At 61.9% G+C, this 12,304-nt stretch carries 13 protein-coding genes and 1 tRNA gene; 6 read left to right on the forward strand and 8 right to left on the reverse strand.

All coding sequences use genetic code 11. The features are described 5' to 3' along the window. Window positions 1–16: 16 nt before the first annotated feature. The 3 genes from JHX87_RS05005 (at window position 17) to JHX87_RS05015 (ending at window position 1,192) form a co-directional block, all read left to right on the forward strand. The gene (locus JHX87_RS05005) at window positions 17–469 is read left to right on the forward strand and encodes a nucleoside deaminase (protein WP_271882847.1); all 453 of its coding nucleotides are present in this window, start codon (window positions 17–19) and stop codon (window positions 467–469) included. A 3-nt stretch (window positions 470–472) separates the two neighbouring features. Then, complete coding sequence (locus JHX87_RS05010) at window positions 473–1,078, forward strand: HAD family hydrolase (protein WP_271882849.1); 606 nt, start codon at window positions 473–475, stop codon at window positions 1,076–1,078. A gap of 40 nt (window positions 1,079–1,118) precedes the next feature. Further along, window positions 1,119–1,192 (forward strand) — tRNA-Gly (locus tag JHX87_RS05015). 104 nt (window positions 1,193–1,296) lie between these two features. On the opposite strand, the gene JHX87_RS05020 is transcribed toward JHX87_RS05015, so the two are convergent. Both JHX87_RS05020 and pheT read right to left on the reverse strand, forming a co-directional pair. Then, complete coding sequence (locus tag JHX87_RS05020; protein WP_271882851.1) at window positions 1,297–2,049, reverse strand: alpha/beta fold hydrolase; 753 nt, start codon at window positions 2,047–2,049, stop codon at window positions 1,297–1,299. 220 nt (window positions 2,050–2,269) lie between these two features. Beyond that, complete coding sequence (gene pheT / locus JHX87_RS05025) at window positions 2,270–4,657, reverse strand: phenylalanine--tRNA ligase subunit beta (RefSeq protein ID WP_271882852.1); 2,388 nt, start codon at window positions 4,655–4,657, stop codon at window positions 2,270–2,272. Between pheT and JHX87_RS05030 the strand changes: the two genes are divergently transcribed. The 3 genes from JHX87_RS05030 to JHX87_RS05040 all read left to right on the forward strand — a co-directional run bounded on the left by JHX87_RS05030 (window position 4,656) and on the right by JHX87_RS05040 (window position 6,666). After that, window positions 4,656–4,868 (forward strand): hypothetical protein, encoded by a 213-nt coding sequence (locus JHX87_RS05030; protein WP_271882854.1) that lies wholly within the window; start codon window positions 4,656–4,658, stop codon window positions 4,866–4,868. The genes pheT and JHX87_RS05030 overlap by 2 nt on opposite strands. A gap of 17 nt (window positions 4,869–4,885) precedes the next feature. Beyond that, a complete protein-coding gene (locus tag JHX87_RS05035; protein WP_271882855.1) occupies window positions 4,886–6,232 on the forward strand; it encodes a hypothetical protein in 1,347 nt (448 codons plus the stop codon). A 119-nt stretch (window positions 6,233–6,351) separates the two neighbouring features. Then, window positions 6,352–6,666: a TM2 domain-containing protein gene (locus JHX87_RS05040; RefSeq protein WP_271882857.1), complete on the forward strand. Its 315-nt coding sequence runs from the start codon at window positions 6,352–6,354 to the stop codon at window positions 6,664–6,666. A gap of 56 nt (window positions 6,667–6,722) precedes the next feature. Here the strand turns inward: JHX87_RS05040 and JHX87_RS05045 are convergent, their stop codons facing one another. The 6 genes from JHX87_RS05045 to JHX87_RS05070 form a co-directional block, all read right to left on the reverse strand. Continuing rightward, window positions 6,723–7,079 carry a DUF6173 family protein gene (locus JHX87_RS05045; RefSeq protein WP_272833846.1) on the reverse strand — a complete coding sequence of 119 codons (357 nt, stop codon included), beginning with the start codon at window positions 7,077–7,079 and terminating at the stop codon, window positions 6,723–6,725. A 121-nt stretch (window positions 7,080–7,200) separates the two neighbouring features. Continuing rightward, entirely contained in the window at window positions 7,201–7,464 is a 264-nt protein-coding gene (locus JHX87_RS05050; protein WP_271882860.1) for a YrhK family protein, read from the reverse strand. A 140-nt stretch (window positions 7,465–7,604) separates the two neighbouring features. Next, window positions 7,605–8,144: a hypothetical protein gene (locus tag JHX87_RS05055; RefSeq protein WP_271882862.1), complete on the reverse strand. Its 540-nt coding sequence runs from the start codon at window positions 8,142–8,144 to the stop codon at window positions 7,605–7,607. Further along, complete coding sequence (gene pheS / locus JHX87_RS05060; protein WP_271882863.1) at window positions 8,141–9,220, reverse strand: phenylalanine--tRNA ligase subunit alpha; 1,080 nt, start codon at window positions 9,218–9,220, stop codon at window positions 8,141–8,143. Before pheS ends, JHX87_RS05055 begins: the two co-directional genes overlap by 4 nt. 106 nt (window positions 9,221–9,326) lie before the next feature. Continuing rightward, window positions 9,327–10,808, reverse strand: a complete 1,482-nt coding sequence (locus JHX87_RS05065) for an alanine/glycine:cation symporter family protein (protein WP_271882865.1) — start codon at window positions 10,806–10,808, stop codon at window positions 9,327–9,329. Window positions 10,809–10,910: 102 nt separating this feature from the next. Further along, window positions 10,911–12,254 (reverse strand): cytochrome P450, encoded by a 1,344-nt coding sequence (locus JHX87_RS05070; RefSeq protein WP_271882867.1) that lies wholly within the window; start codon window positions 12,252–12,254, stop codon window positions 10,911–10,913. Window positions 12,255–12,304 lie beyond the last annotated feature (50 nt).

Here is a 12,304-nt window from a genome sequence, read left to right on the forward strand (position 1 = left end):
CTTGCGACAAGCGCATATGTCCGGGTTCACCTCTTATATGGATCGCGCCTTGGCCGAGGCACGCGCCGCCGCTGATCGCGGCGAGGTGCCGGTGGGCGCGGTTCTGGTCGCCCCGGATGGCCGCATCATCGCATCGGCGGGCAATCGCACGCGAGAACTGTCCGACCCGACCGCCCATGCCGAGGTCCTTGCCATCCGCGACGCCTGCGCCAAGATGCGCAGCGAAAGGCTGCCGGGGCACAGCCTCTGGGTGACGCTGGAGCCCTGTCCGATGTGCGCGGCGGCCATTTCGGCCGCGCGGATCGCCCGGCTGTATTACGGCGCCAGCGACCGGCGCATGGGCGGGGTGGAACACGGGGCGCGGGTCTTTGACCACCCGCAATGCCACCATCGCCCCGAGATTTATGACGGGCTTGGCGCGCATGAGGCGCGCGGGCTGTTGCAAGATTTCTTTGAAGGAAGGCGATAGGCGATGAAGACACATATCATCTTTGATCTGGGTCAGGTATTGATCAACTGGTTTCCCGAGGCCGCCTTTCAGCAGCATTTCGATGACGAGGCCGCGATGAAAGCGTGGTTCGAAAAGATCGATTTCAACGGCTGGAACAGAAAGCAGGATGGCGGACGCAGCTTTGCCGAAGGTCTTGCCGCCGCGCATGCGGCGCATGGCGATCTGGCCGCGCCGCTGGACGATTATCTGGACCGATTCGGCCTGACCATCACCCAATCCAATGCCGGAACCTGGGAGATCGCCGAAAATCTGAAGGCCAATGGTCACGACCTTTATGCGATCACCAACTGGGCAGCGGAAACATGGCCCGAGGCGCGCCGCCGTTATCCGCGTCTGGATGATCTGTTCGAAGATATTCTGGTCTCGGGCATCGAGGGGATGCTGAAACCGGATCCCGGGATCTACCTGACCCTGTGCCAGCGCAACGGTCTGCGCCCGCAGGATTGCCTGTTCATCGATGACAGCGCGGCCAATGTTCAGGGCGCAATTGATGTGGGAATGGACGCGATCCACTTTACCAGCGCCGGGGACCTGCGCAACGAACTGACGGTCAGAGGCATCGCATAGCTTGAACCCCGCATCGTTCCCGCCTATACGGTTCTGCGATGCGGGTGTAGCTCAATGGTAGAGCAGCAGCCTTCCAAGCTGAATACGTGGGTTCGATTCCCATCACCCGCTCCATCATTCCCGCCAGTCCAACTGCAAGGTACCGTCCCCAACGGGTCGCGACCTTCGGCGTGGCTGCGGCAGAGGGGCACTGCCGCGCGTCGCCCGGGCATCCCGCCCTATGCCAGATAGCTTGCGGCGCCCTGTTCGACAGGCATGTGGACCGGCATGAAACGGTCCCGCGCCATCAGCTGCGCCAAGGCCTCGCTGACCGCCTTTGGCTGTTCGATGGGGGTCAGGTGGCCGCTATCGGGCAGGATCACCAGTCGCGAATCGGGGATATCAACGGCCATGTCGCGATGCATGTCGGGGGGCGTCAGCACGTCGCTTTCGCCGCACAGAACCAGCGTCGGGCAATAGATGTCGTGCAGCAACGGCCGACTGTCGGGACGCTCGATCAGGCTTTGACGGATGAAAACCTCGGGGCCGAGGCGTTCGGTCATGCTGCGCACACGCGCCGCGATCCGGGCATCCTGCCGGTTGCCGGGGGCCACATAGATATCCAGCAGCCGTTCGCCAAAGCCGTGGAACTTGGATCCGTTATGCACCATCGAGATCAGGCGCTGGCGTTCGCGGTCGTGATCCGATCCGTCGGGCAGCATGGTCGTGTCCAGAAGCGCCAGATGGGTCACACGCTCTGGCGCGATGCGCATGATTTCCAGCGCCACGACGCCGCCCATGGAAAACCCGGCCAGCGCGAATTCCTCTTCCGCGTTTGCCAGCACGTCCTGCGCCAGTTCCCGCAGCGTGTTGCCCTGCGTGATATCGGCGACCATCGGCCGTGAAATTTGCGAGAGGGGTTTCAGCTGATCGCGCCAAAGTTCGCCGTCATTGAGAAGGCCCGGGATCAGAATCAATTGCGGTTTAGTCATGTCATGTCACCAAGTTCAATGGTTACCAACCAGGATCGTCCTACACTGCACGTCAGACAAATATATCTTATGATTACCGCTTCCAACGACTGACTATTGGGACAGGTTCGTTACCAAAACGACACATTTTCGTGCTTAAATGGTGAATCGATGGTGAATTGATAATGAAAATGCCCGGCAAATCGCCGGGCATCCGCCGTTTCGGGAAGATTCGCGAAGCCTAGCTTCGCAACGTGCCGCCGGTCGCTTTCGTGACCTTGTCGATGATCTTCTGGCTGACCGCCTCGATCTCGGCATCGGTCAGGGTCTTGTCGCGCGGCTGCAGCCGGGCGGTGATGGCGATGGATTTCCGCCCCCCCTCCAGCCCGGTGAACTGGTCAAAGACCGAGACAGAGTCGATCAGCGCCTTGTCGGCGCCCTGCGCGGCGTTGACAATGGTCATCGCCTCGACCTGCGGATCGACGACGAAGGCAAAGTCACGCTCGACCGCCTGCAATTCGGAACTGTCCAGCGCCGGGCGGCTGGCCGATTTCGATTTCGGGAAGGGCACATTGGCGATGCGGATGGTAAAGCCCACCGCCGGTCCCTTCACGTCCATCTGGCGCAGCACCTTGGGGTGCAACTCGCCAAAGCTGGCCAGCACATTCGGGCCAAGCGCGACATTGCCCGCGCGGCCGGGATGCCACCAGCCGTCCAGCTTGCGGTTGATCTGCGCCTTGGCCGGCGCCCCAAGCACCGACAGGATCGCCTCGGCATCGGCCTTGGCATCATAGAGATCGACCTTGCGGCGGCTGCCATAGGGATCGCGCGGCGCATTATGCCCGATCAGCAGGCCCGAGATCTGCGTCGCCTGTTCGCCCGGCTCTGCCCCCGAAAAGACCGGCCCGATTTCGAACAGCGCCAGATCCATGAAGCCGCGCGCCTGATTGCGGGCCGCAGCCGCCAGAAGTCCCGGCAGCAGATCCGGGCGCATATGGGTCATTTCGCTGCTGATCGGGTTTTCGACGCGCAGCGCATCGGTGCCGCCGCCGAACAGGCTCGCCGCATCCGCGTCGATGAAGCTGTAGGTCACGCATTCATTATAGCCCAGCGAGGCCGCCTGACGACGTGCCGCGCGTTCGCGCATCTGCAGGGGCGTCAGGATCGGCTTTGGCACACCGGCCTGCGGACGCGGCAGGGGCTTGCCTTCCAGCTTGGTCAGGCTGGCGATGCGGGCGATTTCCTCGACCAGATCGGCCTCGCCCAGCACATCGGGCCGCCATGAGGGCACATGCGCCATGTCACCTTCCATGCGGAAACCCAGTGCCTCCAACGAGGCGCGCTGCGTCTCGGCCGGGATATCCAGCCCGACAAGGCGTTGCGTGCGGGCGGGATCCAGCGGATAGGCGCGGTCGGTCTGGGGGATCGCACCGGCGCTGACCACATGAGAGGGCTCTCCTCCGCACAGATCCATCACCATCTGCGTGGCCAGATCCAGACCCTGCAATGTGAAGGCCGGGTCGATGCCGCGTTCGAAGCGATAGCGGGCATCCGAATTGATCTTCAGCGCCCGGCCCGCCGCCGCAATGCTGATCGGGTCGAAATAGGCGGCCTCGATGAAGACATCCACCGTGTCCTCGGACGAGCCAGAGATCGCGCCCCCCATCACGCCCGCAATGCTTTCCGCGCCATTGTCATCGGCGATGACCAGCGTGCCCGCAGGCAGGCTGTAGGTCTTGTCATCCAGCGCCACGATCTCTTCGCCGTCCTGCGCCGCGCGCAGCACCAGATCGCCCCGGACCTTGGCCGCGTCAAAGACATGCAGCGGTCGGTTCAGATCGAAGGTGAAGAAATTCGTGATATCGACCAGCGCATTGATCGGGCGCAGTCCGATCGCCTTCAGCCGCTGTTGCAGCCAGGCAGGGCTGGGGCCATTTTTCAGCCCGCGCACCATGCGACCCGCGAAGAAGGGCACCTTGTCGGCGACTTCTGGCCGGATAAAGACATTGATGCGGCTGTCAAAGCTGCCCTCGATCTTCGCCTCGGGCACCGGTTTCAGGCGGCCCAGACCACGGGCGGCCAGATCGCGCGCAATGCCATGCACGCCAAGCGCGTCGGGGCGGTTCGGGGTGATCTTGATATAGATCATCGGGTCGATCTTTTCCGGCGCGTTTTCGGCCAGCCAATCGACGAATTTCTGACCGACCTCGCCCGAGGGCAGTTCGATAATCCCGTCATGCTCGTCCGACAGTTCCAGCTCGCGCTCGGATGCCATCATGCCGTGGCTTTCGACGCCACGGATCTTGCCCACGCCCAGCGTCACGTCGATGCCGGGAACGTAATCGCCGGGCTTGGCCAGCACCACGGTGATCCCGGCCCGCGCATTCGGCGCGCCGCAGACGATCTGCTTTTCGCCCTCATCCGTCATCACCCGGCAGACCCGCAGGCGGTCGGCATCGGGATGCTGTTCGGCCTGCTCGACCTTGGCCAGGGTAAAGCTTTGCAGCCGCGCGGCGGGGTCCGAGACCTCTTCGACCTCAAGGCCCAGATCGGTCAGCGCCTCGGTGATCTCATCCAGGGTCGCCTCGGTTTCCAGATGCTCTTTGAGCCAGGACAGGGTGAATTTCATGACGTCTTTCCACTTCTTTGCCGACCGGCAGGAACGGACGGAACTGCTGCACGCCTTGAACCCGTCCAAGGCCGATTGGTCAAGCGCCTGCACGCAAGTTTTCGGTTTCGGCTGGCGTTTTGCCGCGAACTGTGGTCGACGGCATTGCCCCGGGCCCATGTTTACACCAGTTTGCATCAGGGAACTGAAACTGCTGCCGGATGCACGTTAAGAAAGGCAAAGAATTAGATGAGCGATACTGGTTTCACGAAATTTTTCGCAACTGTCGCCGCCGGATGTCTGGCATTCGGGCAACCGGCCTTGGCGCAGGAGGCCGACACGTCGGTGCAGCTGGAGCCTCTGGGCGGAACAGAGGAGCAAGCGGCCGGTGACGATCTGATGGAATGCGCCGACCTTGGCGCGGCCCGCTGGATCGCCGACAATTCCGACCTCTCCGACGTGATCTTCAGCGAGGTGCCCCTGTCGCGGCAGATCGCCGTGACGGGCAATCAGCAGGAGGTTTTCGCCTTTGTCATGTCCGAGGATGGCACCGCCCGGATCGAGGCGCGCGCGGATGAGGGCGACCCGATGATCCAGCTTGTCGCAGCCGACGGGACCGCGCTGGCGGAAAATGACGACACGCCTTCGACGCTGAATTCCAGCCTGCAGAAAGACCTGACTGCCGGGCGCTACTGCGTCGTGCTGTCCAATATCCGCAGCGAGAATATGGCCGCGACGCTGCAAATCAGCCGCCCCGAGCAGCCGCCTTTGCTGAACGAGGAAAGCACCGCCTCGGCAAGCGCCACCCTGGTCGAGACCTGCACCCCGGAAACAGAGGCAACGGCGCTGGCAGACGGACCGCTTAATGCCGCGCTGGCCCAGGGCCCGGTCTCTGTCCCCGCCGATGGCACCGCGACCAGCTATTTCCGCTTTACCCTGTCAGAGGCGACCCCGCTGACGCTGCGCGGAACCAGTCAGGATCTGGACCCGCTGATCAAGCTGTTCGGCGCCGATGGCGAGATGCTGGCCGAAGATGACGACACAGAGGGCACCAATGCGCGGCTGGATTACGCCGATACCCTTGCCGCAGGCGATTACTGCCTGGGCATCGCGGCCTATTCGGCGCAGCCGGGCGATATGACGGTCTTGGCCGAAAAGCTGGATCGCGAGGCATTCCTGCGCCGCGCCTATCAGCAAGGCAATCTGGTGCCGCCGATGGATGGCAGCTTCCCGATGGAAACAATCGACCTGACGTCCGAGCGTCGGGCAGTGCTGCTGAACAGTGGCGGGGCAAACTGGCTGCGCTTTACGCTTGATCAGCCGCGCATGCTGGTCGCGCATGCCCAGGGAGAGATGCTGGGCGTGGATACCAAGCTGGCGCTTTTTGCCGAACGCGGCGATCTTATCGGCCAGAATGACGACAATGACCGTGGCAGCACCGACAGCACGCTTGGCCCCGTCCTGCTGCAACCGGGCCGCTATGCCATGGCCGTCAGCGATCTGAACCGCGAGGGCCCGTCCGAGGGCGGCGTGGTGCGCCCGATCGGTATCTCGCTGGAGCTTTACGGCCTGATCCAGCCGGAACAGGCGCAGTAACAGAACACGGGGCGCGGAGCGATTTCCGCGCCCTCTTCTTGCCAAAACCGGCATCGTTCCTATGTTTTCATCGGCAGCGGCAAATCCGCCGCGACGATTTGAAAAGGACATGCACCAGGATGAACACGACCCAACAATTGCTGATCGAGCAGCGCGTCACGAATGAGGCGAAATCGCCCCTCGTCGCCTATCTGCTGCTTCTGCTGCTGTGGGGCTTCGGGGTGCACCGGATGTATCTGGGTCGCTGGGCCAGCGGGCTGATCATGCTGCTGATGTGGGGCATTGGCTGGCTGACCGCGCCGATCCTGATCGGCTGGCCGCTGATTGCGCTGGTCTCGGTCTGGGTGGTGATCGACATCTTCCTGATCCCCGGCATGATCCGCGACGATAACGCCGTGACGCGTCAGCGCCTGATGGCCGAAATGGCGCGCTGACCCCGCCGATATCTTGTGAAGGGCCGCTGCCGGATCACCGCAGCGGCCCTTTTGCGTCACAGATCGGCGCCAAAGCCGATCCGGTAGGGTTTCTGATCCGCAGGCGGTGGCACTGCAATCAGCAGGAAACTCAGCTGCGAGATATGCTGGATGATCAGCACCTGCTGCGCGCCGTTCAGCATTCCGGAAAATTCGATGATATTGGGGTTCTTGTAGCTCATCCCGCGCACATGCAGCGCCTGCCCTGCCCCCATATCGGCCAGTTGCAGCCCCAGTTCGTGATCCTCAGGCAGTTGCGCCTGAAAGGCTTTCACGCGACCAAGAATATGGTTGAAGACCTCTTCCGCGGCATAAAGCATGGCCGCCTGCTCTGCCTCGGCACAGATGGCCTTGTCGGGCGAGATTGCGGGCACTCCGCCATCCGCTGCCTGGCCTTTCGCGTCGTCAGAGGACTGGCTCATCGTCGTTGAAAATCGCTTTCTTCCGGGGTTTTCGAAGGGAACGGACAAGGCTTATCCGCCTTTTCCACCAATGTCACTTGCCCTGCGACATCCGGTACAGCCGAACTTCCCGCCACAGCTTGATCGTCGGCTTCAATGCGAACAGCACCGACCCGATGACGAAAAACCATGTCGCGGTGAACATCCAGCTTTGCCAGAAGAACATGATCGAGCCGATCAGAAAGCACAGCGCCGCCCCGAAATCGACGCCAGTATGCGCAATCTCGAACTGCTGCCTGACGCGTTCGGAGGCGTTGTCAGTGGGCTGATTGCGGAAAATGCTGTCGAAAAAGCTCAATGGTGACTCCTGTGGCAGTTCTCACTTTTAAAAGAACCGAAGCTATATCTTGTGTGACAAGTGTTCACCACACCTCGTTTCAAAGGGATAAATTTGACTCGCTGCAATAAGCTCTTTTAACAATTATCCGACAAAGCACGTCAGTCTCCTGATTGAGCTTCCTCATCAGGGCCTTGCTGAGCACGAGTGAACGCTTTCAAGATTTTCTCGCCCTCCTCCTCTGATGGGAAGAATTCTTTGCGAATAACAACGATATAGCGATCACGAGAGCATTGAAAGTTCTGCCACTGCCGCTTCCTCTCAGTATACTGCTTTCTACGCTCGTCTTCTTTTTCTTCTCTTTTGGCATCCGCCCATTTTTTAACGGCCTTGGCGTAGTCCTTTGCTGAGAAATATACAGCACCAAGCGCATCGACCTCTTTGCCATCAATATAAAGGGCGAGTCTTCTGGCTGCGACTTCAAAACGCGATTGAGTAAGTATTTCGTCCTCTCGCGCGCGTCTGTTATTGCTGTCGACGAAATCCTGAGCGGCCTCCAGAAACTCAATCGCAGCTTCACGTTTTTCGCTGCGCATCTGCAGCTGCCTGTCCAGTTCTTTCTGGTGCGGATAAACCTTATACGCGACCCACAAAGCAGCGGATGAAGCCATTAGAGCGCCTACGAGCGCAAATGCACTCACCTGCTTAACCCTCCCGCCACGCTGGGCACGTCGCCCGGAACGAAACCGTAATGGCGCAGCCAGCGCAGGTCGCTTTCGAAGAAGGCGCGAAGGTCGGGGATGCCGTATTTCAGCATCGCCATGCGATCGATGCCCATGCCGAAGGCAAAGCCCTGCCATTCATTCGGATCCACGCCGCCCGAACGCAGCACATGCGGATGGACCATGCCAGAGCCCAGAACCTCCAGCCAGTCATCGCCCTCGCCCACGATCAGCTTGCCGTCGACCCAGGAGCACTGGATATCGACCTCGGCCGAGGGTTCGGTGAAGGGGAAATGGCTGGCGCGGAAGCGGGTTTTGACGCGGGTGCCGAAATAGGCGCTGAAGAATTCCTCGACCGTCCATTTCAGCTGGGCCATCGAAATGTCGCGGCCAATGGCCAGACCCTCGATCTGGTGGAACATCGGGGCGTGGGTCTGGTCCATATCCATGCGATAGACGCGGCCCGGTGCAATCACCCGGATCGGCGCGCCGTGATCCTGCATGGCACGGATCTGGACCGGACTGGTATGGGTCCGCAGCACATGCGGCGGACGGTCATCGCCCGGGGCGCGGTGCATGAAGAAGGTGTCATGTTCCTGCCGCGCCGGATGTTCGGGCGCAATGTTCAGCGCGTCGAAATTATACCAGTCGGTTTCGATCTGCGGCCCCTCGGCCACGGCGAAGCCCATATCGGCGAAAATCGCGGTAACCTCATCGGAGACCTGACTGATCGGGTGGATCGTGCCCTGACGGCGGGGACGGCCCGGCAGGGTCACATCCAGCCATTCCTCGGCCAGTCGCGCCTCCAGCGCCGCATCCTCAAGCGAGGCCTTGCGGGCGCGCAGCGCGCTGTCCAATTCGTCGCGCAGGGCGTTCAGCGCCTTGCCGGTGGTCTGGCGTTCCTCGGGCGTCATCTTGCCCAATTCGCGCATTTTCAGGCTGATCTCACCCTTCTTGCCAAGGGCGGACAGGCGCACGTCCTCGATCGCGGCGGGATCGGCGGCGTCCTTGATACGGTCAAGCCATTGCTGGCGGAGGGGGGAAAGATCATCCATCGTCGTGCCTCGGCATTCTGGTCGGTCAAGCCGTTAGCATTTGTGGACGGGATGGAAAAGCCTTGGCCGCGATTTCGGCGGCCAAGGAGATGTTGAAAGGCGGATCCTATCCGTTATTGGCCGTCCAGATCGTCTTGTCGACGCCCGGCGCGATTTCCGGGTGATCGGCGACCACGAAGACCGGGTTCCTGCCCTCTTTGCGCTGACGGATATAGTCTCGGGTCAGGACCAGCACAGTGCCCGACAGCAGCACGATGGCCACCAGGTTGATCGTCGCCATCAGACCCATCGAGGCATCGGCAAAGCTGAACACGGTACCGACAGCCTGGATCGCACCCCAGACGACCATGCCCATCACCGCGACACGCAACATCATGATGCCGCCCTTGCCCGCGCCCAGATAGACGACCGCGTTTTCGGCATAGGAGTAATTCCCGATGATCGAGGTGAAGGCGAAAAAGAAGATCGCCACGGCCACGAAGATCTGGCCAAGGTTGCCAAAGTGATCGCCAAGTGCCGCCTGCGTCAGGTTCACGCCGGTCAGCTCAGCCGAGGGAATCACATCGGCCAGAAGGATCATCGTCGCGGTCGCGGTACAGACCAGGATCGTGTCGATGAAGACGCCAAGCGCCTGCACGAACCCCTGACTTGACGGGTGATGCGGCGCGGGCGTCGCCACGGCGGCGATATTGGGCGCCGACCCCATCCCGGCCTCGTTCGAGAACAGCCCGCGCTTGATCCCGTTCATCATCGCGGCGGTCACGCTGCCCGCAACGCCGCCCACGGTTTCCTGCAGGCCAAAGGCGTTCAGGACGATGCCGCTGAGGATGCCCGGAACGCGGTCGATATTCATGACCAGCGCGATGATCGCCGCCAGCAGGTACAAACCGGCCATGAACGGCACGACGAATTCCGCCACGCGCGCGATCTGGGGGATGCCGCCAAAGATGATGATCCCGGCCAGAACCGCGACCACGGCACCGATGATGGCCTTGGCGGCGGTAAAGGCCGCGGCGGTGCCTTCGGGTGTCGCCTCGAACATGCCAGAGCCGACCAGCATCGTTTCAATCGGGGTGGCCGCCGCTTCGGCGATGGAATTGGCCTGCACGGCGTTGAAGATCAACCCGAAGGACAGGATCAGCGCGACCGAAAAGACCGAGGCCAGCCAGGGCTGTCCCAGACCGCGCGCGATATAGGCTGCGGGCCCGCCACGATACATGCCATCCGGACCGTGGGTCTTGTAAAGCTGCGCCAGGGTCGATTCGGCATAAGCCGTCGCCATCCCGACCAGCGCGACCATCCACATCCAGAAAATCGCGCCGGGCCCGCCCAGCGTCAGCGCCACGGCGACGCCCGCGATATTGCCGGTGCCGACACGGCTGGCCAGCGAGACGGTCAGCGCCTGAAAAGGCGAAATCCCGTCCTTGTCGGATTCGCGCGACCCAAGCACACAGCGGAACATCTCGCCAAAATAGCGGAACTGGATGAAGCCCAGACGGATGGTGAAAAACAGCCCGACAGCCAGAAGGCCGTAAATCAGGATGTATCCCCAGAAAATATTATTCAGAAAATCTACGATAGCGCTCATCGTGGCACCTCCTCATTGCGCGACCATGTAACAGCCGCGTGAGGGCCGCAATAGCGGTCCTGACAACGCGCCGCGAAGATGTGGTGAAAATCCCTCGGCCTATCAACGGCGTTCCACGTTCAGCCAGACCCCGCCATGCGGCCGCAGCGTCAGGATCATGCGCGGCTGCGGATCCTTGTCGGCAATCGACGAAAAGCGGAACCGGGCCAGCAGGGTCGCCAGAATGATCACTGCCTCTTGCATGGCAAAGCTGGCGCCGATGCAGATGCGCGGCCCCGCGCCAAAGGGCAGGAAGGCGAAACGATCCGGGGTGGTTTCGAAACGCGAGGGGGCGAACATGTCGGGCTGGTCCCATAACTGCCGGTTTCGATGCAGGGCATAGATGGGCAGCATGACCTGATCGCCCGCCCGAACCTCGCGTCCGCAAAGCCTGTCCGGCACGCGCGCCGTGCGCAGCAGCAACGCGGCGGGCGGATAAAGGCGCAGCGCCTCGTTCACGATCCGGGTGGTCAGCGTCAGCCGGGGCAGATCCTCGACCGTGGCGATGCGATCGCCCAGAACCGAAGCCGCCTCATCTGCGGCCCGGTCCTGCTCTTCGGGGTCGAAGGCGCAAAGATACAGCGCCCAGGCCAGCGTCAGCGCCGTGGTTTCGTGCCCCGCCACGATGAAGGTCAGCAGGTTATCGCGCAACTCGGCCCGCGTCATCGCGCGGCCCGTTTCCGGGTCTTCGGCATCCAGCAGAAGCTCCAGCAGGTCGGGCACCTTCTCACGATCGGCGCGCGCCGCCCGCGCTGCGATAGTCTGATCGGCGATCCGCTTCATCTCGGCCAGTTTCCGGCCAGAAAACAGCCGACCCAGACGCGGCACCCAGGCCGGCGCCGCCATCACATCCAGAAGCGAGACCTTGGCGGTTTCGGAAATATAGACCTCGATATTGCGGTGAACGGTGTCGCGGTCAAAGCTGTCTCCGCCCGAAAGGGTCACGTCCGAGATCACCTCGAAGGTGGCGGCCACGGTCTCGGCAAAGATATCGACGGGACCGCTGGCCTCTGACAGCCTGCGGCAGGACGCCCGGGCTGCCGCGCTCATCACCGGGCCAAGCGCCTGCATGTGACGATGGGCAAAGGCCGGCGCGACGGCCCGGCGCTGCCACAGCCATTGCGCCCCCTCGGCCACGAACAGGCTGTTGCCGATGGCGGGCTTCAGGACCAGCTTGGTGGTCAGCGATTTCGGATAATCCTCGACCCGGTCTTTCAGCACATGGCGCAGGCTTTCGGGATCCATGATCATGTGAAAGCGCGAGCCGGCCTTTCCCGACACGATGGGCTGATACAGCGCCAGTTCGGGAATGATCTCCAGCACGTTGCGACGCGCCGTCATCGCCGTCTTGACGATGCCCAGCGGCTTTTTATTCAGCCGTGCCTTGACCGGTTCGCGCTGCTTCATGCCCCGAATATAAGCACAAACATTTCAGGAAACAGAGAAATGATAGGCCT

Origin of the sequence: Paracoccus fistulariae (assembly GCF_028553785.1) — a bacterium.
Classification (GTDB): Bacteria; Pseudomonadota; Alphaproteobacteria; order Rhodobacterales; family Rhodobacteraceae; genus Paracoccus; species Paracoccus fistulariae.